This is a genomic window from Microvirga arsenatis, from assembly GCF_009910705.1.
Taxonomy (GTDB): Bacteria; Pseudomonadota; Alphaproteobacteria; order Rhizobiales; family Beijerinckiaceae; genus Microvirga; species Microvirga arsenatis.
Map to the genome: position 1 here is coordinate 403,842 of NZ_JAAAXJ010000002.1, position 24,765 is coordinate 428,606.

Sequence of the window (24,765 nt, forward strand, 5' to 3'; positions counted from 1 at the left end):
CCCAGGACTCTCCCAGGACTCATGCGACCTCGGTGGGCTGCCTGAGAGCGGCGAGCGTATGCACGAGGTCCCGCGCCGGCCTCGGGCGGCCGAAATAGTAGCCCTGCGCGTCCGTGCATCCGGCCGCTTCGATCCGGCGCAGCTGGTCCTCGGTCTCGATGCCCTCGGCCACGGTGGGCATGCCGAGATTGGCGCCGAGGCTGGCGACGGATTGCACGATGGCCGCGCAATCGGCCCTCTGCGACATCTCCCGCACGAAGGACTGGTCGATCTTGATCTTGTCGAACGGGAAGCTGCGCAGGTAGCTCAGGGAGGAATAGCCGGTGCCGAAATCGTCCATGGCGATGCGCACCCCGAGACGGCGCAGCTGGTGCAGCATGGACAGGGTGGCTTCGTTGTCCTGCAGCAGGACCGACTCGGTGATCTCCAGCTCCAGCCGTTCGGGAGCCAGTCCCGACACGGCCAGCGCGCGGCTGACGCTCTGCACGAGCCCGCGGCTGCGGAACTGCACCGGCGAGAGATTGACCGCCACATGGATGTTGCGCGGCCATCCGGCGGCTTCGCGGCAGGCCTGCTCGAGGATCCACTCGCCCAGGGTCGAGAGCAGGCCCGTATCCTCGGCGACGGGGATGAACTCCGAGGGCGGAATCGGGCCGCGCTCCGGATGATGCCAGCGCAGGAGGGTTTCGAAACCGGTGATCTCGTTGGCCTTGAGGTTGATCTGCGGCTGGTAATGGAGCTCGAACTCCCCGTTGGCCATGGCCTTGCGCAGATCGGCCTCGAGCAGGCGCCGGGCATGGAGCTGCTCGTCCATGGCCGGCTCGAAGAAGCGGAAGGTGCCGCGCCCGTCGGCCTTGGCGTGGTAGAGCGCCATGTCCGCGTGCTTGAGGATCTGGCTCGACGTGACGCCGCCCTGCGCGAGGGCGATGCCGATGCTCGTGCCGATGAAGATCTCCTGGCCGTTGACGCTGAACGGTGCCCGCAGGGCTTCGACGATGCGGGCGGCAAGAGCCGCGCTCTCTTCCGGGCGGCGGATGCCCGTCTGCAGGATGGCGAACTCGTCGCCGCCGAAGCGCGAGATCAGGTTCTTCGTATGGCCTTCGTCGACGGGGATGCAGTCGCGCAGCCGTTCGGCCACGGCCTTGAGCAGCTCGTCGCCCGTCTCGTGCCCGAAGGAATCGTTCACGTCCTTGAAGTGGTCGAGATCGAGATAGGCCACCGCCAGGGAGGGCCCTTTGGCCCGCAGGCCGGCAAGGCCCTGCTCGAGCCGCTCGCGCAGCACCACGCGGTTGGGCAATCCGGTCAGGGCATCCTGGTGGGCGAGGACGTGGAGTTCCTGATGGGCCCTCGTGAGCAGGCGGTTGTGCCTGTCGAGGAGGAGGATGAGGACAACCCCGATGAGGATCAGGCTCACGGCGATGCCGGAGAACAGCCAGTGCAGGCGCACCAGTTCCTGCTGGTCCTTCTGCACGAGCGCCGCCCCGTGGTTGTGCGCCGCTGACGCCAGCTGCGCGAGCTTGCCCTCGAGGGGCCTCAGGATGTCCAGGGCCTGACGGGCTGCGGCCGGGTTCCGGTCGAGCTCCCCGACGAGCGGCTGGATGGCGGCGAGCCTGTCCTGTAACTCGCGCAGGGTCGCGCCGTGTTCCGGATTGCGCTCGAGAAGGCCCTGGAAGCGTCCCTCGGTGAGGATCTGCGCCCGGCCCACCAGAATGTCGTAGCGCAGCTCCACCTCGTTCCTGTCGACCGTGCTGCCGGGCCTGCCGAGCTCGGAGAGGCGCTGCTCGAGCCTGATGAACTCCGATGCCGCCTGCCCCGCCTCCCAGGCAGGATTGTAGAGGGAGATCTGCCTCAGGGCGCCCTGGCGCTCGACCACGAGCACCGAGATATAGATCCCGGCGATCAGGAACCCGCCGATGACGATGGCGATCACCATCTTGAATGTGCGCAGCGACAATGGGGCGCCTCCGGGCCACGCCGGCCTTGGATTATCTCACCTCGATCTTGGCGACCTGCCAGGCGGAGCGCGCATAGTAGGTCTGGGTCCTCAGGTCGGGATTGCTGTCGAACGGATAAACGATGAAGAGCGGGCCCTTGTCGCGCACGGGCATGTACTCGCCGTTGCGCTTGAGCGCGAGGATCACGTTGAACCGGCTGACATCCTCGATCGGGATCTCCGTGGCATAGTCGTTGAGCGCGACGACGATGAGCCGCTGCCCCGCCGCCCCCACATGCTTCATCAGCCTGTCCATGGGGACGCCCTCGAACCTGACCTTGCCCTCGTGCCAGGGCGTCGTCGTCTCCACGGCCGTCATGCCGAGGGCTTCCAGCATCGCCCGGTCGAACTGCGCCGTGCCGTCCTTGTTGGTGTTGGAGATCTTGCCCGAGATCGTCAGGATCGGCCTTTCAGCCGGTGCGGCCAGCGAGGCGGCATGAGCCGCAGCCATGAGGGCCACGAATGCAATGAAGGCCCCTGCCAGGCCCCTTCCCGTCTTGGCGCCGAACATCAAGATCCCCTACGAGGCACAATCTGAAAAAACACGAATAGACATAGAATTCGGGCAAGTCTTGCACAACAGTGCAGACGAAGCAAAAGCCTCGTGCAGGTATTGTTACGGTTTACGGACCTTTACCGTGTGGCAGGCTCGCTAGAGCGGCTTGAGTCCGGCCTCGATCTGCGCCCGGCGCGGCTCCAGGAAAGGCGGCAGGGCGAGACGCTCGCCAAGCTTGTCCATGGGCTCGTCGGTGGCGAAGCCCGGCCCGTCGGTGGCGATCTCGAACAGGATGCCGTTGGGCTCGCGGAAATAGAGGCTGCGGAAGTAGTAGCGATCCACCGGGCCGCTGGAGGGCGCCCGCAAGGATTGCAGGCGCTCCCAGCATTCCTGGTAGCTCCGCTCGTCCGGCGTCCGAAAGGCCACGTGATGCACCCCGCCCGCGCCGGGCCGGGCCGGCGGGAGCCCCGGCTCGACGGCGATGTGCAGTTCGGCCGCGGGGCCGCCTTCGCCCATGTCGAAGACATGAACCGGGGTGTCGCCCACGCGGTATTCCCGCGCGGCCCGCATGCCCATGGCCTCGGTCAGGACCCGGGCCGTGCGCTCAAGCTTCGGCACGCTGAGCCGGATCGGGCCGAGCCCCCGGATCTGGTACTCGGCCGGCACGGGGCTGCGCTCCCAGGGATGCGCCTCGCCCTGCCCGCCGTCATCCACGAAGCTGAGGCGCTGGCCCTCGAAATCCTCGAAGTCGAGGGAGAGGCGCCCGTCGCGCTCGACGATCTCGCTGCTGCGCACATGGCGGCTGTCGAGGCGCTCCTTCCACCATTGCAGCGCCTTCATCCCGTTCACCCGCAGCGCCGTCTGCGAAATGCTGTGGGTGCCGCGCCGCTCGCGCTCCACCGGCCAGTCGAAGAAGGTGAGGTCGGTGCCGGGAGAGGCCAGCCCGTCCGCATAGAAGAGGTGATAGGCGCTCACATCGTCCTGATTGACCGTCTTCTTCACGAGCCGCATGCCGAGCACCTGCGTGTAGAAGGCGTGGTTGCCGCGCGCATCGGCGGTGACGGCGGTGAGATGGTGAATTCCGGTCAGCTTCATGGGAGGCTCTCTTCGTTGCAGGAGCGTAGATAAGTCTGCACCGGCGCCAGGGCGAGCCCTTCAGGGTCAAGATGGGTTTGCCGAAATGCAAGAACGCCCCGGCTCCCGGCGGAACGTTCACGGCCATGGGCCGTCCTGCCGTCAGGCGGCCTTGGCGCGCAGGTCATCGGGCGTCACATCGTCCGGGATCGGGCAGCGGTAGGGCTGTCCGCCGGTGCGCTCCTTCAGCTCCGCCTTGGCGCGGGCGACGAGATCCGGGTTGCGCAGGCAGTCGGCGGCGGTGGCCGCCATGGCCTTGGCGGCGAGCACCATGCCCTTGTGCGCCGCAGGCAGGTTGCCCTGCGCCACGAGCTGCCAGGTGTGGAACGGGGTGCCGATGGCGAAGCAGGCCGTGTGGCACTGCACGGTCGGCACGATCCAGCTCACGTCGCCCACATCGGTGGTGCCCATGGAGACTTCCTCCCGCGCCGGCATGGCGAGCACGCCGTCGTGCAGCACCTTGGTCTTGAGCGAGAGATCGTGCGGCTTCACGCTGGCAAGGATCTCTTCCTCCGTGAGCGCGGCCTTCTGCAGCTTCTCCGCGAAGGCGAGGTCCGCCTCGTCGAAGGCGGGCGGACCGAGGCGGCGCATGTTCTCGTACATGGCCTCCTGCAGCGCCCTGTTGGGCACGATGTTGGAGGTGGCGTCCGTGATCTGCACCGAGACGGCGGTTTCCGTCATCAGCGCCGCGCCTTCCGCGATCTTCTTCACGCGCTCGAACAGGCGCTCCGCGTCCGGCAGATGCGGCGAGCGCACGAGGTAGAGCGCCTCCGCATAGGCCTGCACCACGTTGGGCGCATCGCCGCCGGTGTTGGTGATGGCGTAGTGCACGCGCGCATCGGAGGGCATGTGCTCGCGCATGTAGTTCACGCCCACATTCATCAGCTCCACCGCATCGAGCGCCGAGCGGCCCACATGGGGCGCGGCGGCCGCATGCGCCGCGCGGCCGCGGAAGCGAAAGTAAGCCTGGATGCAGGCAAGCGACGAGGTGGTCTGCACCTCGTTGACCACGCTCGGATGCCAGCAGAAGGCGGCATCGAGATCGTCGAACAGGCCGGCGCGGGCCATGAAGGTCTTGCCGGATCCGCTCTCCTCCGCCGGGCAGCCGTAATAGCGCACCCGGCCGGCGATGCCCTCCGCTTGGAGCGCATCTTTCAGCGCGACGGCGGCGAGCGCGGAACCGGCGCCGAGCAGGTTGTGGCCGCAGCCATGGCCCGGCGCGCCCCTCACCGTCGGCCTGTGCTCGGTGCGGCCGGATTCCTGCGCCAGATCGGGGAGGGCGTCGAACTCGCCGAGGATCCCGACCACGGGACCGCCCGAGCCCCATTCGGCCACGAAGGCGGTGGCCATGCCGGCGACGTTCCTCGCGATGCGAAAGCCCTCGCGCTCCAGGATAGTGATCTGCTCCTGAACCGAGCGATGCTCCTCGAAGGCGAGTTCCGGCATTGCCCAGATGCGGTCGCTCAAGGCGCAGTAATCCTCGGCTTTCGCGTCCACATGGCGGGCAATGGCCTCGAGGCTCAGGCGATCGTTGTGCATGGCGTGACGACATCTCGGACAATGGGGATGGCGCGAACTTACCCATGATCGGGCGCGGGTGAAAGGGTGCGATGCGGCCAGGCTTTTATTTCCGCCGTCGCCGGCCTCGTGCGGACGATCCCGGTCGTGTGAAGCGCGGCGCTGGATGACGGTGCCGGCTGGTTTGCGCGATCCCGGATCGGCTTCGCCGTCCGGGATGACGCTGATGAATGTCACAGATCCAGCGCCTTCGGGCCCGCAGCGTGAGCTGCGAGCCGTCAGGGTTGCTCGAGGGTGGCGCTTGGGGCAGCCCGGCTCGATGGGTGGTGGTGTGGATGGAAGAGCCGGACGGCCTCTTCGCGCACGGTTCTTTTCAGGCGGACCTCCTGCGGCAGAGCCCAGGGTCGGCCTCCCGCGACCACAGGTTTGCGAGACCTGCGGCGGGACCGCGCCCCGTCCCGCATCTGCGACGCCTCGCGAGCGCGCCCCTCACCGGACGAGGATGAGCCATGATATAGCCGAGCTTAGGCGAACTGTCAAGAACAAAGTAAGAACATTGCACCCGCGCCTCGCCCTCTCCCCGCTGCGGGATAGGGTGGCCTGCACAGCAGGCCGGGAGAGGGGCCGTGCTCACCCAGTACTCCCCCTCTCCCGGCCCGCCCCGAACGACCCCGCCCCTCACACCGCTTCGTCCCTGGTCTCCCCGCGCGGCGCCAGGAACCCGCCGGACTGGCGCGACCAGAGGCCGGCATAGAGGCCGTTATTCTCCAGCAGCTCCCGATGGGTGCCCTCCTCCACGATCCGCGCCTCGTCCATGACGATCAGGCGGTCCATGAGCTGGAGGGTCGAGAGGCGGTGGGCGATGGCGATCACCGTCTTGCCCTCCATGAGCGTGGCGAGAGATTCCTGGATCGCGGCCTCGACCTCCGAGTCCAAGGCCGAGGTCGCCTCGTCGAGCACCAGGATCGGCGCGTCCTTGAGGATCACGCGGGCGATGGCGATGCGCTGGCGCTGGCCGCCGGAGAGTTTCACCCCGCGCTCGCCCACATGGGCGTCGAAGCCGCGCCGGCCGCGGCCGTCCACGAGGCGCTCGATGAACTCCGTGGCATGGGCCTGCCGCGCGGCCTCGCGCATGGCCTCCTCGCTGGCATCGGGCCGCCCGTAGAGGATGTTCTCGCGGATCGAACGGTGCAGGAGCGACGTGTCCTGCGTCACCACCGAAATTTTTTCGCGCAGGCTCTCCTCCTGCACGTCGGCGATGTCCTGCCCGTCGATGAGGATGCGGCCCTCCTGCGGGAGGAAGAAGCGCAGCAGCAGGTTCACCAGCGTGGTCTTGCCGACGCCGGAGCGGCCCACGAGTCCGATCTTCTCGCCCGGGCGGATGGTGAGGTTGAGCCGGTCGATCACCCTGTCGCCCTCGCCGTAGGAGAAGCTCACATCCTCGAAGCGGATCTCGCCGCGCAACACGCTCAAGGGCCTTGCGGTCGGCTTGTCCTGCATGGTGAGCGGGCGCGAGATCGTCTTCATGCCCTCCTGCACCGTGCCCACGTTCTCGAAGATGCCCATGACCTCGAAGGCGACCCAGCCGGACATGGAGACGATCTGGGTGGAGAGCAGCAAAGCCGTGGTCATGGTGCCGGCATCGACGCGGTTCTCGCTGAAGAGCCACACGGCCACAGCGCCGGTCGCGACCAGGAAGACGGCGTTCAGGAAGGTCAGCCCCGCCACGTAGAGCGTGTTGACGCGCTGCTGGCGCATGAAGGCGTCGTTGAGCCGGCTGTAGCCCTCGCTGATGTACTCGTCCTCGTCCTTGCGGCGCCCGAAGAGTTTGACCGTCATGATGTTGGTAAAACTGTCCACCACCTTGCCGGTGACGGCGGAGCGCGCCTCGCTCGACAGGCGCGAGAGCTTCTGGATGCGCGGCACGGAAAAGCCGAGGAGCGCCGCATAGAGCACGAACCATCCGGCCATGGGCAGGGCGAGGCGCCAATCCTGCGTTCCCATCAACCCGATGGAGGCCGCGCCGAAGATCAGGATCTGCCAGACGGCCCGCGCCACGGAGAGAACCGTCTCGCGCAAGGGACGGCCCGTCTGCAGCACCCGGTTGGCGATGCGCCCGGCAAAGTCCTCCTGAAAGAAGTTTAAGGGCTGGCGCACCACGTGCCAGTAGTTCTGCCAGTGCACCATGGTGGTGAAGGAGACGGCGAGCGAGTGGTTGACCAGCAGCCGGAACAGGATCGTGCCGAGGGGCCGCACGAGCAGGATGATCGCCGCCATGGCGATCAGCAGCGGCCCGGCCTCATCGAAGATGCCTTTGGGTGTGGCGGTCGAGAGGGCGTTCACCAGGCGGCCGATGAGCCAGGGCACGAGCGCCTCGACCACAGCGAGCACGAAGCCCAGCGCGAAGAGCGCGAGAAATAAGCCCTTTGCCTGCCGGATGAAGTGCCAGTAGAAGCCCCAGAGCGTATCCGGCGGCGCTTCCTCCGGCGGCTTTTTTCGGAAATCGATGCGGGTCTCGAAAAAGCGGAACATCAGGGCCTGCGTGCGTTTCGACCCGAATCAAACGGGCCAGCGGCCGGAATGATGCAGCAATGTTTGGCTTGAGGGTGACGATTGCCTCATCAATCCGTCGACTGTTTACAGCAGTCACGTACAATCGGATCTGTCCTCCCGACGTGCTCTGTATATGAGCGCCGCTTTCTTCAACTGCATTACGAAACAAAGAAAAAGAGTCATTGCCACTGGAAAGGCGATGGGAACAAACATCAAAAGTTTTATATCATTAAACTTGTTTTTCTTGCTCAATGTAGAGGCATCTATATACTGTATGATGAAAATCATGAACAATCCAAAGGCCAAGCCCCCTATCCCAGTCATGATCTCGGAACTTACATGGCGTATGCGGACTTTATCGCTGCTTTGCGACTCAACTTTGTAGTACTCTAGTCCAAGATCTTTTATGACGAGAAATAGGATCGGCAGAGACAAGAGTGATGTTGCGAGAGAAACATTGAAGGCAATCAACACAAAAACATCCCTGAACGAAGCTTTCCACTTGATGTTAAATCTGATGAAATCAGCAATTCCTGGCGCAGAAAAATCTAGAACGCTCATCATGATATATGTTGCTGTTGAACAGCATATATCTTGCGAATGTATGTAAAACGCTGAAATGATTAGGCTGATGATGGGAGACAAATAGATCATCAGCACAAACAAACCGAGCCGTTTCTTCGTGACAGCGGCACGCGCGAGTTCAGCCTCAGTAAGAGGGATAGAAGATATGTCCTGCGTCACTGTGCTGAACCGGTGAATTAATCCAACAGATGTTCTATGACGGTTTCTAGTCAGATGACAATTTAGGGACCTGCACTCTTACGAAGCTCGACTAAACGGCCTACCCCACCGCGAACAGATCCCGCGTCTCCGGTCCCTGCGGCTCCTCGAAGGCGTTGGGGTCGCCGGGGCCGGTTTCCCAGCCGAGATCGGGCAGCGCGATGATGCGCAAGCCCCGCGGGTCGTTGCGGGTCACGACGATGTTGCGGCTTTCCATATAGGCGATGAGGCGCCGGGCGCGGCCCGGCGAGCGGCTGCCGCAGGCCCGGGCGATCTCGCCGTCCGGCGGGCAGGGCGAGCCCTCCATGGCGGCGCGGGCGATGAGCAGATAGATGCCCTGGATGTCCTCGGCGAGATCCGACGCGAAGGCCACCGCCCGGTCCCATTCGGTGCCATCAGTGGTGGCGGTGTCGACGCCGGCGCGGGCGACCGCGAGGCGGCGGCGGAAGGCGTTGAGGTTCAGGGGCTCGCCGGAAACCCGGCGGATCCGGCAGCGGACGAGAAAATCCTGATACAGCACGGCCACGGAGCGGAAGGCGGCTTCCCTGTCGTCCAGGATCTCGCGCAGGATCGCGTCGAGGGCGGCCTCGCGCTCGGCCCTGGACTGCTCGGTCTCTTCGGCCTGCAGCTCGGGTGCTGCGGCCGGGCGCGAGCGGGCGAGCTGGGCGAGAAGATCGTTGGTGGAGGGGGCCGGCGGCGGCGGGGGCGCGCGGCGCGGCATCGCCGGGCGGGCGGCCACCTCGTCCTCGCCCGCCTTGAAGATGAGGTCGCGGGCCTCCTCCTTCGGCTGCTCGGGCAAGGGCACGAGCTTGAAGGTGCCGGTGCGGGTGGAGGTTTCCACCGGGCCGATGCGGATGGGGAGCGGGCGGCGCGACAGGGCCGGCCCGAGGGCCACGAAATGGCCGCGCTCGAGGTCGCGGAACATCTCGGCCTGGCGGCGCTCCATGCCCAGAAGGTCGGCGGCGCGGGCCATGTCGATGTCGAGGAAGGTGCGGCCCATGAGGAAGTTCGAGGCCTCCGCGGCCACGTTCTTGGCGAGCTTGGCGAGGCGCTGGGTGGCAATGATGCCGGCAAGCCCGCGCTTGCGGCCGCGGCACATGAGGTTGGTCATGGCCCCGAGCGAGACCTTTCGCGCCTCGTCCGACACCTCGCCCGCGGCGGCGGGGGCGAAGAGCTGCGCCTCGTCCACCACCACCAGCATCGGGTACCAGTAATCGCGCTCCGCATCGAAGAGGCCGCCGAGGAAGGCCGCCGCGCAGCGCATCTGCGCCTCGGCGTCGAGACCCTCCAGGCTCAGCACCACCGAGACCCGGTGCTGGCGCACGCGGGCGGCGATGCGTTGCAGGTCGCCCTCGGAGCGGGAGGCGTCCACCACCACATGGCCGAACTTGTCGGCGAGCGTCACGAAATCGCCCTCCGGGTCGATGACGGCCTGCTGGACGAGATGGGCGCTCTGCTCGAGAAGGCGGCGCAGGAGATGCGACTTGCCGGAGCCGGAATTGCCCTGGACGAGCAGACGCGTCGCCAGAAGCTCCTCCAGATCGAGCAGCGCCGGTTGCCCCCCCGGAGCGGAGGACGTCACTCCCATGTCGATGCCAGCCTTCATCAGCCTCCCTCGTGCGATTGCCGTCGAAACCCGGCACGGTCCTAACACGGCAAGGCTTATGGAAGTGCCGGGCGATCGAGAGCTCTCCACAGGCGAGAGGCCCTATCCCCAGCCACGACGCCGCAGGATGAAGGAAACCCTTGCGCCGGAGGATCATTGGTTCCGGCCACGAGCCCCTTCGAGCTTGGCTCATAAAGCCATAAGCTGCTCTTCCCTCCCCCTTGCGGGGAGGGGTAGGGGTGAGGGTGGTGCGACCGGGTGAGCAGCCTAACGTGAGAAGCGCTGTAGCAGCCTTATTGATCTCTGAAGCTGTGGGGAGTTCCGACTTTGCGACCCCCACCCGGCCGCTACGCGGCCCTCCCTCCCCGCAAGAGGGGAGGGAAACGTACGGCACCCTTTATGAGCCAAATCATAGGATGGACGATGCCGATTCCCGCCCACCGAATCACCCATGACGCCCTGGTCGTCCGCGCCCAGGGCACGACCCCCGGCATCGAGACGCCGGGATCGCAGACCACGCCGCCCGGCGCGGCGGAGACGGAGGGGGCCTTCGGCATTTTCGGGATGATGATCTCGGGGCTGATCATCATCTTCGCCATCGTGCTGCTCTACCTGCGCTCGCGGAACCGGGGCTGACTAATCCGCGACGGCCGCCTCCGCGGCCTTCGCGGCGCCGCCGCGCAGGGGCCGCTCCTCCAGGGCGAGCAGGAAGGCGAGGGACAGGCCGAAGCCCAGGATGGCCGCCACGAACACGGAGCGGAAGACATCCGCGAGATCGATGCCGCTTCGGGCGGCCGCCTCGCCCAGGGCCTCGAAGCTCGCGGCTCCCGTCACGCCCGAGCCGCTGAGCACGATGGCGCCGAAGACCGCCACGATGAAGGCGCCGCCGAGGGAACGGAAGAAATTGGCCGTGCCGGTCGCCGTGCCCATCTGGTGCGGCGCCACCGCGTTCTGGGTCGTGACCATGGTGACGGGCAGGACCGTGCCGAGGCCGATGCTGACGATGGCGAGAATGACCTCGACGGCGGCGATCGACAGGGCCTCCCCGTAGAGAACGAGCACGCCCGTGGCCGCCATCGCCACCAGGAGCCCGGCGATCGGCAGCCGCTTGTAGTGCGTCACCTTCGCCATGGTGCGGCCGGACAGGGTCGCGCCCACCACGGTGCCGGCCATCAGGGGGATGAGGGCCAGCCCCGAGAGGCTCGCGGAGAGGCCGCGCACCGTCTCGAAATAGACCGGCAGGTAGATGGTCAGCCCGATATAGGTGCCCATGCCGAAGCAGGCGGAGAGGGTCGCCATGCGCACGACGGGATTGTGCAGCACGCCCGGCGGGATCAGCGGCTCGGGGGCGAGACGCATGCGCAGAGCGAAGAGAACCCACAGGGCGAGCGAGCCCGCCAGAAGCCCGAGGATCGGCCCGGAGCCCCAGGCATAGCGGATGCCGCCCCAGCTCAGGGCCAGGAGCAGGACGACGGTGGCCGTGACGAGCAGGGCGGCCCCGAGAAGATCGAGCCGGTGCGGGCGCTCGAACCGGGGCAGGCGCTTCAGGCTGCGATAGGCGATCGCGAAGGCGAGGAGGCCGAGCGGCAGGTTGATCCAGAAGATCACCGACCAGTGCAGCTTCTCGGCGAAGAAGCCGCCGAGCACCGGCCCGAGCAGGCTCGACGTCATGAACACGCTCGCGAAATAGACCTGATAGCGCCCGCGCTCCTTCGGCGGCACGAGATCGGCGATGATGGTCTGGGCCAGCGCGATCAGCCCGCCCCCGCCGATGCCCTGCAGGCCGCGGGCGAGGATGAGCGCGAACATGGTCGGAGCCAGCGCGCAGGCGATGGAGCCGACGATGAAGACCACGATGCCGATCAGCATGATGCTGCGCCGGCCATAGGAATCGCTGAGCTTGCCGTAGAGCGGCGTCACGGCGGTGGAGGTCAGGAGATAGACCGTCACGATCCAGGACAGGTGCTCCAGGTCGCCGAGCTCGCGCCCGATGGTCGGAAGGGCGGTCGCGATGATCGTCTGGTCGAGCGCCGCCAGGAACATGGCGAGCAGCACGCCCACGATGATGGTGCGGATCTCGGCCTGGCTCAGGGCGGGTTTCCGGTCGGCACGGGTCTGTGGTGCGGGTGATTGATCCATCGGGTCCATCGCGTTCCGGCAGGCACATCTAGGGGAGGGGCCGCCGCCGTGCCGGATCATCCTTTGCAGGTCTGGTATGCGTTCGCGTCGAAGAATGGACCAAGCGCCGGCTCCGTCCACAGGTTCCGTCCGCGGATGCTGGCACCGGAGAGCGCTGTTCCTCTATTGTTCGCGCCATGCCGATCCGCACCCGAATCACCCTCGCCCAGGCCCGGCGCATCGCCCTGGCGGCCCAGGGGCTTCACGAGGGCCGCCCCGCCGCCGCCTCCCGGCGCCACCTGAGCCGTGCGCTGCAGCGCTCGCACCTCCTGCAGATCGACTCGGTCAACGTGCTGGTGCGGGCCCATTACATGCCCCTGTTCTCGCGGCTCGGGGCCTATGACCGGGGCCTTCTCGAAACGATCGCCTACCACCGGCGCAGGCGCGAGACCTTCGAGTACTGGGGCCACGAGGCCTCCCTGATCCGCCTCGACCTGCAGCCGCTCTTCCGCTGGCGCATGGCCCGCGCCGCCCGGGGCGAGGGCATCTATGGGGGCCTCGCCCGATTCGGGCGCGAGAAGCGCGCCTTCATCGAGGAGGTGCGCCGCGAGATCGCGCTGCGCGGACCCATCGGGGCGGGCGAGCTCTCCATCGGCGGCAAGGGCCAGGGCTCCTGGTGGGGCTGGAGCGACGGCAAGCGGGCGCTCGAATGGCTGTTCTGGGCCGGCGAGGTCACCACCGCGGCGCGGCGCGGCTTCGAGCGCCTCTACGACCTGCCGGAGCGGGTGCTGCCGCCCGAGATCCTGAACGCGCCGACACCCTCGGCGGAGGAGGCGCAGCGGGAACTCCTGCGCCTCTCCATCCGCGCGCTCGGCATCGCCTCGGAGCGCTGCCTGCGCGACTATTTCCGCCTGGAGCCGCAGGACGCCAAGGCGCGCATTCCCGAACTGGTGGAGGCGGGCGATCTCATCCCGGTCACGGTCGAGGGCTGGGGCCCGGTCTATCTCGACCCGCAGGCGAAGATCCCGCGCCGGGTCGAGGCGCGGGCGCTGGTGTCGCCCTTCGACCCCATCGTCTGGGAGCGCACGCGCACGGAGCGCCTGTTCGACTTCCGCTACCGCATCGAGATCTACACGCCCGCCGAGAAGCGGGAATTCGGCTATTACTGCCTGCCCTTCGTGCTGGGCGAGCGGATCGTCGCCCGCACGGACCTGAAGGCCGACCGCGCCGCGGGCAATCTCATCGTCCATTCCATTCATCCGGAGGCCGGGGTTACGCCGGAGGAGATCGCCCCCGCGCTTGGAGATGAATTGCGTCTCATGACCGAGTGGCTCAACCTCGGCTCCATCACCGCGCCGAAGGAGTGGCGGAGGCGGCTGCAGGTTTGACGGCAGCGATCCCAGCCTGCAAGCACCAAGACTGATGACCACCGCGTCATGGCCGGGCTTGTCCCGGCCATCTCGATCCGAAGAGCGCGGCGCTTCAAAAAATTCGGATCACCGGCACAAGGCCGGTGATGACGTCCGTAGAGAACTGAAGCCCCTCGCCAGACGCCCCATCCTTTCCTATGTCATGAGGCCATGAACACGCTTCTCGCCCCCGCCACCCGCCTGTGGATCCGCCTGCGGCTCAACGAGATCGGCCCGCTCCTGTCGCTTTCGGCCTGCGGCTTCTTCGCCTGGGCCTTCATCGAGCTTGCCGACGAGGTGCAGGAGGGCGAGACCCATGCGCTCGACAGCGAGCTCCTGCTGGCCCTGCGCGATCCGCAGAACCCGGCCAATCCCCTCGGCCCCTCCTGGCTCGAGGAATCGGCGCGGGACATCACGGGGCTCGGCGGCTACGCCATCCTGTCGATCATCACCCTGGCCACATGGGTCTATCTGCTCATGACCCGCAGGCAGGGCGCGGCGCTTCTGGTGCTGATCGCCATCGTCGGCGGCATGCTGATCTCCACCGGCCTCAAGATGGGCTTCGAGCGGCCCCGTCCTGACCTGGTGCCCCATGCCACCCGGATCTACACCGCAAGCTTCCCCAGCGGCCATGCCATGATGTCGGCCATCACCTATCTGACCCTCGGCGCCCTGCTCGCCCGGGTGGAGAGGAGCCGGCGCGCCAGCGCCTTCATCATGGGGCTTGCCATCGTCATGACCCTGCTGGTCGGCGTGAGCCGCGTCTATCTCGGCGTCCACTGGCCGAGCGACGTGGTGGCCGGCTGGGCGGTGGGTGCCGCGTGGGCGGCCCTGTGCTGGTTCGTGGCCCTGCAGCTGCAGCGGCGCGGGCAAGTAGAGAGGCCGGGAGAGACCTCGCCCGCATCGGACGCCAAGCCGGAATGACGGACGCAACCGACAAGCCCCTCGCTAAACCGCCGCGCAAGGTGACGGAGGCCTATCTGCAGCGGGCGGCGCTCGCCTATCTGGAGCGCTATGCCTCCTCGGCGGAGAACCTGCGCCGCGTGCTCCGGCGCAAGGTGGACAAGCGCTGCCGCCTGCGCGGCGAGGACCCGGCCGAGTTCCAGGACATGATCGACGAGGCGGTGGCCAAAAGCCTGCGCAGCGGCCTCATCGACGACACGCGCTATGCGCAGGCCCGCGTCGCCACCCTGCGCCGCCGGGGCGGCTCCGCCCGCGCCATCCAGGCGAAGCTCTCCGCCAAGGGAGTCGACCGCACCACCATCGCGGCAGCGCTCGAAGATGGCCACGAGGACGACGAGGAGCAGGCGGCCCGCGCCTTCGCCCGCCGCCGCAAGCTCGGACCCTTCCGGCCCGGCGAGCGCGCGCCCTACCGCGACAAGGATCTGGCCGCCATGGCCCGCGCGGGCTTCCGCTTCGACGTGGCGCGCAGCGTCATCGAGGGCGAGCGGGACAAGGACGAAGCCTAGAGCTGATTCCTCTGACGTGGAATCAGCTCTAGTCTTTGCTTAGCCACGCTTTTTGGCGGCGAACCGGACCCACTTCGCTAAAAAAGCGCTTTAGGTGCCGTCCCGCACGAACATGATCGTGGGATTGTCCTTGTAGGTGGTGCGGCACAGTTCCCGGTAGCCGCATTTCTGAGCCACGCGAATGGAGGGCGCGTTCTCCGGAGCAATGATGCAGGCGGTCCGCACCGGGCCGAAATGCGCCTCGCCCCAGGCAATGACGGCGCGCGCAGCCTCCGTCGCATAGCCCCTGCCCTGCGCATGGGGCGCGAGCGCCCAGCCGATCTCGGGCATGCCGTCGAGGGACGGCTCGATCTCGCGCCGGAAATTGGAGAAGCCCGCCTCGCCGACGAAGCGTCCGGTCTCCCTTTCCACGACGACCCAGTAGCCGAAGCCGAGCAGCGACCAATGGCCGGCATAGCGCAGGAGGCGCGACCAGGTCTCCTCGCGGGTGGAGGGCTTGCCGCCGATGAAGCGGGTCACCTCCGGATCGCTCCACAGGGCGAGGCTGTCGGGAAAGTCGTCCAGCCGGTGCCCGCGCAGGATCAGGCGCTCGGTCTCAATGTCGGGAGCAAGACCAGGCGAAGGAGCGTGACTGGACATCGGAAAACCCGGTTGTAGCAGTGTTTGCAGGATCGACCGTGTTCATAGCAGCCCGGCCCCCACATTGACCGCAAGCGCCAGAACAGTGGTGTTGAAGAGGAAGGACAGGATCGTGTGCGCCAGCGCGAGGCGGCGCATGCGCCGGGAGACGATCGCCACGTCGGAGGTCTGGGCCGCCGCACCGAGATTGAACGAGAAATACAGGAAGTCCCAGTAGTCAGGCCGGTTTTCATGCGGGAAGACCAGGCCCCGGCGCTCGCCCCCATCGCCGTAATATTCGTGCGCGTAGTGAATGGCGTAGATGGTGTGCACGAAGAACCATGAGCACAGGATGGTGACAGCGGCGATCCCGAGGCGGGAGGCCTGCTGCCCCGCCTGACCATCGCGGATCCCGGCGAGCTCCACGGCGATGGCGGCGAGGCTGGCGACGGAGGCCGCCAGCGTCAGGGCGAGAACCACGACGGCGCTCTCGTCCTCTTGCGCCGCCCGCTCCTGCATCTTGGCCGTGGAGGAACGCAAGGCCATGATCCCGGCGAGCGCGAGGTAGCACACGACCCCGATGTCCCACGCCGCGAGCAGGCGCGAGTTCACCAGCCACGACCACGGCAGAGCGGCAAAGACCAGGCAGGCCACGACGGCCGAGCCGAGAAGCCGCGGACGCAGGCGGGCCTCGAGATGGATCATGGCTCACCTCGTCACGCAAATGGCGGCCTCTGGAGGTTGGCCGTCCCTGTTCTAGATCACCAAGCCTCACTGCATAAGGAGATCAGGATGAACCGCAAGGCAAGAGCCGTCTGGCAGGGCACGGGCAAGGAGGGCACCGGCCACCTCACCTCGGATTCCGGCGTTCTGTCCTCGACGCCCTATTCCTTCAAGACCCGCTTCGAGAACGAGAAGGGCACGAACCCGGAGGAGCTGATCGCGGCCGCCCATGCGGGCTGCTTCACCATGGCGCTCGCCTTCCAGCTTCAGGGCGCGGGCTTCACGCCGACCGAGCTCGCCACGGAGGCGGTGGTCTCCCTCGAGCAGGAAGGCAGCGGATTTGCGATCAGGAAATCGGCGCTTACCCTCAAGGCCAATGTGCCGGGCATCGACCGCGGCAAATTCGAGGAGCTCGCCCGCGCGGCGGAGAAGAACTGCCCCGTGTCGAAGGTGCTCAACGCCGAGATCACGATGGATTTCACGCTGGCGTAACTTCCCTATCAATCACCCGTCATCCCGGGGCTGCGCGGCAGAACCCGGGATCGTCCGACGAGAGTGGCGCCGGAAACCCTCCTCCCCCCTTGTGGGGTGGAGGTGTGAGCGCTCACCTCATAAGGTCTGGCGCCGTTTCAGTGCCGGCACCCCACCCTGGCCCTCCCCACAAGGGGGAGGGAAACCCGCGCTCGATTCTGAAGGCGATCCCGGATCGGCTGGCGCGTCCGGGATGACGCGTGAAGCTTCGGCCTGCTACGACCCCGCCTTCTTATAGGCATCCACGATGGCCTGACCTTCGGGACCGGCCTTCTTCAGCCAATCCGCCGTGAGCTGCTCGCCGATCTTCAGGAGGCCTGCCTTCAGCTCGGGGCCGGGGGGCTGCACCTTCATGCCCTTGGCGGCCATCTGCTCCACGTACCACTTGGTCTTTTCCTGCGCGGTCTTCCAGCCGCGCTCCTCGGCCGTCTTGGCGGCCTTGAGCACCGCCTCCTGCGCTGGCTTGTCGAGGGCATCGAACGCGGCCTTGTTGACGAAGGTGATGTTCTTCGGGATCCAGGCCTGGGTGTCGTAGAAGTGGGTGAGCGATTCCCACACCTTCGAATCGTAGCCGGTCGCGCCCGAGGTCATGAAGGTGTTGACCACGCCGGTGGCGAGCGCCTGGGGCAGATCGGCGGCCTGCACCGTCACCGGCTGCGCGCCGACGAGCTCGGCGATGCGCGCGGTGCCCGGATTGTAGGAGCGCCACTTCACGCCCTTCAGGTCCTCGACGGTGTTGATGTCCTTCTTGGCGAAGATGCCTTGCGGCGGCCATGGAACGGCAAAGAGCAGCATCAGGCCCTGGCCGGACAGCTTCTTCTCCAGGGCCGGGCGCTGCACGTCCCAGAGCTTCTTCGCCTGGTCGAACGAGGTGGCGAGGAAGGGCACCACGTCGAGGCCGTAGACCGGATCCTCGTTCTCGTGGAGCGACATCAGCACCTCGCCGGCCTGGGCCTGGCCGGTCTGCACCGCGCGCTTGATCTCCGGCGCCTTGAACAGGGAGGCGTTGCCGTGAACCGCGATCTGCAGCTTGCCGCCGGTGGCGTCCGCCACGTCCTTGGCGAAGAGCGACAGGTTCTCGGTATGGAAGTTGTCCTGCGGATAGGCCGCGGGCAGGTTCCACTTGGTCTGCGCCAGCGCGGGGGCTGCCATCAGCAGCGCACCGGCGAGGCTTAGGGTGAGGCGCGTCATGTGTTTCATCGGTCTGTCTCCCTCTGCTGTTGTGAACGACGCTAGTCCGGAAAGGCCATCTGCGGAAGCACCATGACGATCTGCGGAAAGACCGTGATGATCGCCACCGCCACCACGAGCAGGAAAAAGAACGGCAGCGAGGCGAGCGCCACCGTGTTCGAATCCCTGCCCGACATGGTCTGGAGCACGAAGAGGTTGAAGCCGACCGGCGGCGACACCTCCGCCATCTCGACCACGAGAATGAGGAAGATGCCGAACCAGATCAGATCGAAGCCCGCCGTCTTCACCATCGGTATCACCACCGCCGTGGTGAGCACGATCATGGAGATGCCGTCGAGCGCGGTGCCGAGCAGGATGTACATGATCGTGAGCGCGGCGATGAGCGCATAGGGCGAGAGGTTCAGCCCGTCGACCCAAGTGGCGAGCGCCTGCGGAATGCCCGTATAGGCCATGGAGGTCGACATGAACGAGGCACCCGCCAGGATCAGCATGATCATGCAGGTGATCCGCGTCGTGCCCATGACGCTCTTCCAGAACGAATCCCACGACAGGGAGCCCGACCACCAGGCGATGGCGAGAGAGCCGAGCACGCCCCAGGCGGCGCATTCCGTCGCCGTGGCCCAGCCGAGCAGCAGGGTGAGGAAGACGAGCGCGATCAGGAGCGCCACGGGGATGAGGTTGGCCGATTCCCGCACCTTCTCGCGAAAGCTCATGGCGGGCTCGGGCGGCGGCGCCTTCTTCGGGTTGAGCAGCGACCAGACGGCGATATAGCCGGAATAGAGCGCCATCACGAGAAGGCCCGGCAGGAAGCCTGCCAGAAAAATCTGGATGATGGAGACGTTCGCGGCCACCGCATAGACCACCATGGTGATCGAGGGCGGGATGAGGATGCCGAGCGTGCCGGCACCCGCGAGGCTGCCTAGGCTCACCATGTCGTCGTAGCCGCGCTTCTTGAGTTCCGGCAGGGCGATCTTGGCCACCGTCGCGCAGGTGGCGGCGGACGAGCCGGAGACGGAGCCGAAGAGGCCGCAGGCGAGCACGTTGACGTGCATCAGCCGCCCGGGCAGCCAGTTGAGCCAGGGGGCAAGCCCCCGGAACATCTCCTCCGACAGGCGCGTGCGGAACAGGATCTCGCCCATCCAGATGAAGAGCGGCAAGGCGGCCAGCGTCCAGGAGGCGGAATTGCCCCAGATCGTGGTGGCGAGCACCGAGCCCGCCGGAATGCCGCCGCCCACGAACTGCATGCCGACCCAGCCGCAGGCCATGAGCGCGATGGCGATCCAGACGCCGCCGGCGAGCAGCACCGCCAGCAGCAGGAGCAGAAGCCCTGAGATCTCGATGAGCTCCATTGCGCCCTACACCCCGCTCTGGAGCGCGCGCTCCACCACCTCTTCGGCGGTGGCGGGAGGCGGCTTCTCGTAGCGCGGATCGCCGCCGCGCAGCACGTGGACGAACTCGTCCAGGAAAGCGATGAACAGGATCACGAGACCGGTGGCATAGCCGATCTGCGGGATCCAGAGCGGGATCGCCAGCACCCCTTGAGCCATGTCGTTGAAGCGCCAGCTGTCATAGGTGAGCTGCACCGCGTGCCAGGCGAAGAAGCCCACGAAGCCGAGGCCGATCACCAGAGAGAAGATTTCGAACCACCAGCGGGTTCGCCCCTGCAGACGATCGACCAGCAATCCCACCCGGATCATCTCCCCGGACCGGAAGGTATGGGCCAACCCCAAGAACGCCATCGCGGCCATCGACCAGGAGGCGAGATCGTCCCCGGCCGGAATGTTGATTCCCACACCGCGCCCGAGGGACAGGCCCATCATGAGGAGAAAGATGATGAGGAGAAACAGGCCGGCGAGATAGCCGGCGAGGAGGTAGAGACCGTCGAGGGCGGAACGGAGCATGCAGCCTGATTTCTTTCGCGCCCGATGCGCGAGCCAGAGCTTAACCCGACGGCAGGCGGGGGCAAGGGTCTCTTCCTGACCGAATGCACAAGCTTTCCGTCTCTGGTGCGCAAGTCGTGGGCAGGCATGTTTCGAGACTTGCGCTGTCATCCCGGACGGCGAAGCCGATCCGGGATCGCGTGCAGGATCGAGCGCAGGTTTCCCTCCCCCTTGTGGGGAGGGTCAGGGTGGGGGTGCCGGCGCTGACCTGGACCAGCGTGACGCAGGTTCACCTCTCCCCGGCGGGGAGAGGTCGAGCACAGCGAGGGTGAGGGGGAGAGCGGTCTCCGGAGAGGGCTGTCACCCCTCACCCGGACCTGACGGTCCGACCTCTCCCTCAGGGAGAGGTGAACAGGCGCCACACGCGGATAGGCTCTCGCTCACACCCCCACCTCCAACTCCTCCCCGCCGCAAGTCGGGTGTTCCCGACTTGCGGCAGACCAAAGGCAAGTCTCGGGCAGGCCCGAGGCTTGTGGGGGAGGAGAGTTCCAGCGCCACTCTCTTCGGACGATCCCGGGTTCCGCTGCGCAGCCCCGGGATGACGCAGAGCCCCCTTCCTCGTGCGACCTCCCGCCCTCTTCCGAAACCCTCGCCAGCGCCCCATCTCCGTGCTAGAACAAAACACGAACAATTGTGCGGAAGATCCATGGACGAGAAGCTTTCGAAGAAGCTGCGCATCCTGGCGGACGCGGCGAAATACGACGCCTCCTGCTCCTCCTCCGGCGCGCCCAAGCGCAAGGCGGATGTGGGCGGCCTCGGCTCCACGGTCGGAACCGGCATCTGCCACGCCTACACGCCGGACGGGCGCTGCGTGTCGCTGTTGAAAATCCTGCTCACCAATTACTGCCTGTTCGACTGCGCCTATTGCGTGAACCGGCGCTCGTCCAACGTGAAGCGGGCGAAGTTCTCCGTCGACGAGGTGGTGACGCTGACCGTCGAGTTCTACAAGCGCAACTACATCGAGGGCCTGTTCCTCTCATCCGGCATCATCCGCTCGCCCGACTACACCATGGAGCAGATGATCCTGGTGGCGAAGAAGCTGCGGCGCGATCACGGCTTTCGCGGCTACATCCACCTGAAGACCATCCCCGAGGCGAGCCCCTGGCTCATCGAGGAGGCGGGGCTTTGGGCCGACCGCCTGTCGATCAACCTCGAACTGCCGACGGAGCGCAGCCTGGAGCAGCTGGCGCCCGAGAAGGACGGCGCCTCCATCGAAACCGCCATGGCGCAGATGTTCGAGCGCATCGAGGAGGCCCGGGAGGAGCGCCGCCATTTTTCCCCCGCCGGCCAGACCACGCAGATGATCGTCGGTGCCGACGAGAGCACGGATGCGGATGTGTTGCGCACATCGGCCAAGCTCTACGGCCACTACGACATGAGGCGCGTCTACTACTCCGCCTTCAGCCCAATCCCGGATTCGAGCGCGATCCTGCCCCTGAAATCGCCGCCGCTCATGCGCGAGAGCAGGCTGTACCAGGCCGATTGGCTGCTGCGCTATTACGGCTTCGACGTGGACGAGATCGCATCCAGCGGAGAGAAAGGGATGCTCGACCTCGACGTCGACCCGAAGCTCGCCTGGGCGCTCAAGAACCGCCACCGCTTCCCGGTCGACGTGAACCGGGCCGAGCGCGAGATGCTGCTGCGCGTGCCGGGCCTCGGCGCCCGCGCCGTGGACAAGATCGTGGTGGCGCGACGGCACACGATGCTGCGCCTCGAGGATGTCGCCCGCCTCACCTCGGGCCTGAAGCGCGCAAAACCCTTCCTCGTCACAACCGATCATCATCCGAAAGCCAGGCTCGACAAGCTCGACCTGCGCGAGCGGCTGATCGAGAAGCCTGAACAGCTGAGCTTGTTTGCATGAGCAGAGGTTCAGCCGTCATCCCAGGGTTGCGAAACAGAACCCCAGACTGTTGGACGCCAAGAGCGCTGGAGCCCTCTCCCCCCTTGTGGGGGAGAGTTGGAGAGGGGGGTAGCCACGGGTCAACCGGATGCAACGGTCAGCCTGTAAGCGCCGTACCCCCCTCCCTGGCCCTCCCCCACAAGGGGAGAGGGGAACCGCGCTTTGTCCTTAAACTCCGATGCGCTCTGGCTGGGAATGACAATGGAGAGCACTCATGAGTCTCCACCGCATCACTCTCAAGGCAGGCGCCGATCTGAACGGCTTTCGCAAGGCGGTGCGGCAGCTCGTTGCGGAGGAGCTGGCGCCGCAGCATGTGGTGTTCGCCATCGACGATGCGCCGGGCCTCTTCGGCGACGAGACGGTTGCCGACGCGCCGCCCGTCTCCATCCCGAAGGGCGTGGCGCGGCTGATCGAGCAGGTGGTCTGCCATCACGATCCCGAACGCTACGCCCTGCTCTACCAGCTCGTCTGGCGCGTGCTCAACGGCGAGCGCGACCTTCTGGAGGTCGCAAGCGACCCGCTCGTCCACCGCATCGACCTGATGGCGCGCTCCGTCAGGCGCGACCTGCACAAGATGCACGCCTTCGTGCGCTTCCGCCGGATGCAGGGAGAACTTGAGCGCTTCGCCGCCTGGTTCGAGCCGGAGCACTATATTCTCGAGGCAGCGGCCCCGTTCTTCGTCGACCGCTTCCGCTCCCTCGACTGGACGATCCTCACGCCCATCGGCTCCATGCGCTGGGACCGCGCGGCGCTCGCCTTCGGCCCGCCTGCCTCGCGGGAGGAGGCGCCCGACGGCGACAGCTTCGAGGAGGGCTGGCGCGGCTATTACGAGAGCGTGTTCAACCCGGCGCGGGTCAACCCCACCGCGATGCGGGCCGAGATGCCCAAAAAATACTGGCGCAACATGCCCGAGACCGCCGCCATTCCCGGGTTGATCCAAACCGCCGCCCAGCGCGTTGAACGGATGATCGAACAGGAGGCGACCATGCCCGCCAAACGCACGCCCGAACGCGCGATTCAAGCCATGTGGGATCAGGAGCCGAAGACGCTGAAGGAGCTCAACGCCATCATCGCGAAGGCGGGACCGCTGGTGCCCGGCGCCACCCAGGCCGTGTTCGGCGAGGGGCCTCAACATGCGGAGATCGTCTTCGTGGGCGAGCAGCCGGGCGACCAGGAGGACCTGCAGGGCCGGCCCTTCGTCGGTCCCGCGGGCAAGCTTCTGGCCAAGGCCATGAAGGAAGCGGGCATCGATCGCGAGAAGGCGTACCTCACCAATGCGGTCAAGCACTTCAAGTTCGAGCAGCGCGGCCACCGGCGCATCCACGCCAAGCCCACCGCCGGCGAGGTGAAGCATTACCGGCCCTGGCTCATGAAGGAGCTGGAGCTGGTGAAACCGAAGCTCGTGGTGGCCTTGGGCGCAACCGCCGTGCTCGCGCTCACGGGCAAGGCGACGCCGATCACCCGCTCGCGCGGACGGGCGCAGCTCGGGCCTTATCAGGGCTACATCACCGTGCATCCGAGCTACCTGCTGCGCCTGCCCGACGAGGCCACGAAGCGGGAGGCCTACGAGGCGTTCCTCGACGACCTGCGCCGCATCCACGATCTCGCGCAGGCGGACCTGGACACGGGCGAGCTGCCGCTGGCGGCGGAGTAGCATCGTCCGCGAGCATGCGCAGCGGGGAGGGTTTTCGGCAGGCAGCATTGCGCAGGTTCGAACCATGATCGACCCTGCGACGGCCGATCAAGGCAGCTTCGAACCGGGCAAGCTGCCCCGATGGATGTCCGGGGCGAGCCGCTGGCTGATCCAGGCCTGGGCCTGGTCGAGATCGGGGAAAATCGGATGGCTCAGCCCGTCGATCCGGCCGAAGCCGGCTTCCAGGTACCACTGCCCCGGAGCCACCTCGTTCCGGTCTGAGAGGCGCACCAGCACCGCCACCAGCCTCTGCTCCTCATCGAGGACCATCATGCCTTCCTCGTCGAAGCCCGTCGCAACGCGTATGGGCCGAAGGGTGAAACTCATGCAGCTACCTGGTGGCTCTCCAGATGAAGATAGGTTGGGTCGAAGTCACCTGCCTGCATCAACTTCTCCCAGTCGGGAATGTTCAGCCGGTCGCCTTTCAGCTCGATGAGGCCGTCGGCCCGCATGGCTTTCAGAACCCGGTTGACGTGCACCGTCGTGATGCCGAGCGCATCGCCGATCTCGGCCTGGGTGATCGGCCAATGACAGCTAGAGCCGTTGACCAGCCCTACCGCCCTCAGCCGCATCATCATCTCGCATAGAAGATGGGCGACGCGCGAATAGGCTTCGCGCTGCCCGATGCTGGTCATCCACTCCCGGAAGATCGCCCCATCGATCAAGGTCTCGCGCCAGAAGGCCTTTGCAATCCGGTAGTGGCGCTCGCACAGCTCGTCCAGGGCCTCATGGGTGATGAACCCGACACTGCAGGGGGTGAGAGTGCCGAGGCTGTTGTCCAGCACCTTCAGGTGGAGGCTTTGCAGGTCGGGAATGTCGCCGGGGACGTGGAAGTTGTGGATCTGGCGCTTGCCGTCTCCCGTGATCTTGTAGGTGCAGGCAATGCCGCTCAGGATCAAGCAGGACCGGGAGGGGTTATCGCCCACGCGCACGATGTCCTGGTTTTCCTTGATGGCCACGATCTGCATCGGCAAGGCTTCGACGGCTTGGCGCTCGTCATCGGTCAGCGTGAAGAGGCTCTCCAGCTTGCGGATGAGAATGGCCGTCGTGAAAGGATGAGTGGCGTCCAAGATGGCGCTCCCCTGTTGAC

The 24,765-nt window shown here is 66.4% G+C and carries 22 protein-coding genes; 7 read left to right on the forward strand and 15 right to left on the reverse strand.

The genetic code is table 11. The features are described from left to right. Positions 1–19 precede the first annotated feature (19 nt). The 7 genes from GR303_RS05170 to GR303_RS05200 all read right to left on the reverse strand — a co-directional run bounded on the left by GR303_RS05170 (position 20) and on the right by GR303_RS05200 (position 10,083). A complete protein-coding gene (locus GR303_RS05170; protein WP_161721076.1) occupies positions 20–1,954 on the reverse strand; it encodes a putative bifunctional diguanylate cyclase/phosphodiesterase in 1,935 nt (644 codons plus the stop codon). A 31-nt stretch (positions 1,955–1,985) separates the two neighbouring features. Beyond that, on the reverse strand, positions 1,986–2,504 hold the full coding sequence (locus tag GR303_RS05175; RefSeq protein WP_161721075.1) for a putative pterin-binding protein: 519 nt from the start codon (positions 2,502–2,504) through the stop codon (positions 1,986–1,988). Between the two features lie 141 nt (positions 2,505–2,645). Continuing rightward, a complete protein-coding gene (locus GR303_RS05180) occupies positions 2,646–3,584 on the reverse strand; it encodes a ring-cleaving dioxygenase (RefSeq protein WP_161721074.1) in 939 nt (312 codons plus the stop codon). Positions 3,585–3,725: 141 nt separating this feature from the next. Further along, the gene (locus tag GR303_RS05185; RefSeq protein ID WP_161721073.1) at positions 3,726–5,162 is read right to left on the reverse strand and encodes a M20 family metallopeptidase; all 1,437 of its coding nucleotides are present in this window, start codon (positions 5,160–5,162) and stop codon (positions 3,726–3,728) included. 657 nt (positions 5,163–5,819) lie between these two features. After that, positions 5,820–7,673: an ABC transporter ATP-binding protein gene (locus tag GR303_RS05190; protein WP_161721072.1), complete on the reverse strand. Its 1,854-nt coding sequence runs from the start codon at positions 7,671–7,673 to the stop codon at positions 5,820–5,822. 114 nt (positions 7,674–7,787) lie between these two features. After that, positions 7,788–8,438 carry a hypothetical protein gene (locus GR303_RS05195; protein WP_161721071.1) on the reverse strand — a complete coding sequence of 217 codons (651 nt, stop codon included), beginning with the start codon at positions 8,436–8,438 and terminating at the stop codon, positions 7,788–7,790. Between the two features lie 100 nt (positions 8,439–8,538). Continuing rightward, the gene (locus GR303_RS05200; protein ID WP_161721070.1) at positions 8,539–10,083 is read right to left on the reverse strand and encodes a helicase HerA domain-containing protein; all 1,545 of its coding nucleotides are present in this window, start codon (positions 10,081–10,083) and stop codon (positions 8,539–8,541) included. Positions 10,084–10,506: 423 nt separating this feature from the next. Between GR303_RS05200 and GR303_RS05205 the strand changes: the two genes are divergently transcribed. After that, the gene (locus GR303_RS05205; protein WP_161721069.1) at positions 10,507–10,719 is read left to right on the forward strand and encodes a hypothetical protein; all 213 of its coding nucleotides are present in this window, start codon (positions 10,507–10,509) and stop codon (positions 10,717–10,719) included. Here GR303_RS05205 and GR303_RS05210 read toward each other — a convergent pair whose 3' ends face one another. After that, positions 10,720–12,231, reverse strand: a complete 1,512-nt coding sequence (locus tag GR303_RS05210; protein WP_161721068.1) for an MDR family MFS transporter — start codon at positions 12,229–12,231, stop codon at positions 10,720–10,722. A 173-nt stretch (positions 12,232–12,404) separates the two neighbouring features. Between GR303_RS05210 and GR303_RS05215 the strand changes: the two genes are divergently transcribed. From GR303_RS05215 to GR303_RS05225, 3 genes are all read left to right on the forward strand, one after another. Further along, positions 12,405–13,589 (forward strand): winged helix-turn-helix domain-containing protein, encoded by a 1,185-nt coding sequence (locus GR303_RS05215; protein WP_343038382.1) that lies wholly within the window; start codon positions 12,405–12,407, stop codon positions 13,587–13,589. Between the two features lie 192 nt (positions 13,590–13,781). Then, positions 13,782–14,534 (forward strand): phosphatase PAP2 family protein, encoded by a 753-nt coding sequence (locus GR303_RS05220; protein ID WP_161721066.1) that lies wholly within the window; start codon positions 13,782–13,784, stop codon positions 14,532–14,534. Continuing rightward, positions 14,531–15,079 (forward strand): regulatory protein RecX, encoded by a 549-nt coding sequence (locus tag GR303_RS05225; RefSeq protein WP_161721065.1) that lies wholly within the window; start codon positions 14,531–14,533, stop codon positions 15,077–15,079. Before GR303_RS05220 ends, GR303_RS05225 begins: the two co-directional genes overlap by 4 nt. Before the next feature lie 90 nt (positions 15,080–15,169). Here the strand turns inward: GR303_RS05225 and GR303_RS05230 are convergent, their stop codons facing one another. Beyond that, complete coding sequence (locus GR303_RS05230) at positions 15,170–15,718, reverse strand: GNAT family N-acetyltransferase (protein ID WP_161721064.1); 549 nt, start codon at positions 15,716–15,718, stop codon at positions 15,170–15,172. Between the two features lie 42 nt (positions 15,719–15,760). Next, positions 15,761–16,402 carry a DUF1345 domain-containing protein gene (locus GR303_RS05235; protein ID WP_161721063.1) on the reverse strand — a complete coding sequence of 214 codons (642 nt, stop codon included), beginning with the start codon at positions 16,400–16,402 and terminating at the stop codon, positions 15,761–15,763. Positions 16,403–16,489: 87 nt separating this feature from the next. On the opposite strand from GR303_RS05235, the gene GR303_RS05240 reads away from it, so the two are divergent. Further along, positions 16,490–16,912 carry an OsmC family protein gene (locus tag GR303_RS05240; protein WP_161721062.1) on the forward strand — a complete coding sequence of 141 codons (423 nt, stop codon included), beginning with the start codon at positions 16,490–16,492 and terminating at the stop codon, positions 16,910–16,912. A 255-nt stretch (positions 16,913–17,167) separates the two neighbouring features. Here GR303_RS05240 and GR303_RS05245 read toward each other — a convergent pair whose 3' ends face one another. Genes GR303_RS05245 through GR303_RS05255 form a run of 3 tightly spaced genes read right to left on the reverse strand, consistent with a single transcriptional unit; the run spans position 17,168 to position 20,043 of the window. Continuing rightward, positions 17,168–18,151: a TRAP transporter substrate-binding protein gene (locus tag GR303_RS05245; protein WP_161721061.1), complete on the reverse strand. Its 984-nt coding sequence runs from the start codon at positions 18,149–18,151 to the stop codon at positions 17,168–17,170. A 32-nt stretch (positions 18,152–18,183) separates the two neighbouring features. Further along, a complete protein-coding gene (locus tag GR303_RS05250) occupies positions 18,184–19,491 on the reverse strand; it encodes a TRAP transporter large permease (protein WP_161721060.1) in 1,308 nt (435 codons plus the stop codon). A gap of 6 nt (positions 19,492–19,497) precedes the next feature. Beyond that, positions 19,498–20,043: a TRAP transporter small permease gene (locus tag GR303_RS05255; protein ID WP_161721059.1), complete on the reverse strand. Its 546-nt coding sequence runs from the start codon at positions 20,041–20,043 to the stop codon at positions 19,498–19,500. Positions 20,044–20,728: 685 nt separating this feature from the next. Between GR303_RS05255 and GR303_RS05260 the strand changes: the two genes are divergently transcribed. Together GR303_RS05260 and GR303_RS05265 are read left to right on the forward strand one after the other, a co-directional pair. Next, positions 20,729–21,943 carry a putative DNA modification/repair radical SAM protein gene (locus GR303_RS05260; RefSeq protein ID WP_161721058.1) on the forward strand — a complete coding sequence of 405 codons (1,215 nt, stop codon included), beginning with the start codon at positions 20,729–20,731 and terminating at the stop codon, positions 21,941–21,943. A gap of 253 nt (positions 21,944–22,196) precedes the next feature. Continuing rightward, entirely contained in the window at positions 22,197–23,636 is a 1,440-nt protein-coding gene (locus tag GR303_RS05265) for a UdgX family uracil-DNA binding protein (protein WP_161721057.1), read from the forward strand. Positions 23,637–23,723: 87 nt separating this feature from the next. Here the strand turns inward: GR303_RS05265 and GR303_RS05270 are convergent, their stop codons facing one another. Together GR303_RS05270 and GR303_RS05275 are read right to left on the reverse strand one after the other, a co-directional pair. Next, on the reverse strand, positions 23,724–24,002 hold the full coding sequence (locus GR303_RS05270) for a hypothetical protein (RefSeq protein ID WP_161721056.1): 279 nt from the start codon (positions 24,000–24,002) through the stop codon (positions 23,724–23,726). Then, the gene (locus tag GR303_RS05275) at positions 23,999–24,745 is read right to left on the reverse strand and encodes a Crp/Fnr family transcriptional regulator (RefSeq protein WP_246205214.1); all 747 of its coding nucleotides are present in this window, start codon (positions 24,743–24,745) and stop codon (positions 23,999–24,001) included. Before GR303_RS05275 ends, GR303_RS05270 begins: the two co-directional genes overlap by 4 nt. Positions 24,746–24,765: the final 20 nt, after the last annotated feature.

What these genes read in the sequence shown, in the direction of transcription:
- GR303_RS05250 (WP_161721060.1), bottom strand. Translation starts at nt 19,491, where the DNA reads ATGGAGCTCATCGAGATCTCAGGGCTTCTGCTCCTGCTGCTGGCGGTG.
- GR303_RS05235 (WP_161721063.1), bottom strand. Translation starts at nt 16,402, where the DNA reads ATGATCCATCTCGAGGCCCGCCTGCGTCCGCGGCTTCTCGGCTCGGCC.
- GR303_RS05175 (WP_161721075.1), bottom strand. Translation starts at nt 2,504, where the DNA reads ATGTTCGGCGCCAAGACGGGAAGGGGCCTGGCAGGGGCCTTCATTGCA.
- GR303_RS05245 (WP_161721061.1), bottom strand. Translation starts at nt 18,151, where the DNA reads ATGAAACACATGACGCGCCTCACCCTAAGCCTCGCCGGTGCGCTGCTG.
- GR303_RS05230 (WP_161721064.1), bottom strand. Translation starts at nt 15,718, where the DNA reads ATGTCCAGTCACGCTCCTTCGCCTGGTCTTGCTCCCGACATTGAGACC.
- GR303_RS05205 (WP_161721069.1), top strand. Translation starts at nt 10,507, where the DNA reads ATGCCGATTCCCGCCCACCGAATCACCCATGACGCCCTGGTCGTCCGC.
- GR303_RS05270 (WP_161721056.1), bottom strand. Translation starts at nt 24,002, where the DNA reads ATGAGTTTCACCCTTCGGCCCATACGCGTTGCGACGGGCTTCGACGAG.
- GR303_RS05180 (WP_161721074.1), bottom strand. Translation starts at nt 3,584, where the DNA reads ATGAAGCTGACCGGAATTCACCATCTCACCGCCGTCACCGCCGATGCG.
- GR303_RS05265 (WP_161721057.1), top strand. Translation starts at nt 22,197, where the DNA reads ATGAGTCTCCACCGCATCACTCTCAAGGCAGGCGCCGATCTGAACGGC.
- GR303_RS05255 (WP_161721059.1), bottom strand. Translation starts at nt 20,043, where the DNA reads ATGCTCCGTTCCGCCCTCGACGGTCTCTACCTCCTCGCCGGCTATCTC.
- GR303_RS05220 (WP_161721066.1), top strand. Translation starts at nt 13,782, where the DNA reads ATGAACACGCTTCTCGCCCCCGCCACCCGCCTGTGGATCCGCCTGCGG.
- GR303_RS05210 (WP_161721068.1), bottom strand. Translation starts at nt 12,231, where the DNA reads ATGGACCCGATGGATCAATCACCCGCACCACAGACCCGTGCCGACCGG.
- GR303_RS05185 (WP_161721073.1), bottom strand. Translation starts at nt 5,162, where the DNA reads ATGCACAACGATCGCCTGAGCCTCGAGGCCATTGCCCGCCATGTGGAC.
- GR303_RS05190 (WP_161721072.1), bottom strand. Translation starts at nt 7,673, where the DNA reads ATGTTCCGCTTTTTCGAGACCCGCATCGATTTCCGAAAAAAGCCGCCG.
- GR303_RS05240 (WP_161721062.1), top strand. Translation starts at nt 16,490, where the DNA reads ATGAACCGCAAGGCAAGAGCCGTCTGGCAGGGCACGGGCAAGGAGGGC.
- GR303_RS05225 (WP_161721065.1), top strand. Translation starts at nt 14,531, where the DNA reads ATGACGGACGCAACCGACAAGCCCCTCGCTAAACCGCCGCGCAAGGTG.
- GR303_RS05260 (WP_161721058.1), top strand. Translation starts at nt 20,729, where the DNA reads ATGGACGAGAAGCTTTCGAAGAAGCTGCGCATCCTGGCGGACGCGGCG.
- GR303_RS05200 (WP_161721070.1), bottom strand. Translation starts at nt 10,083, where the DNA reads ATGAAGGCTGGCATCGACATGGGAGTGACGTCCTCCGCTCCGGGGGGG.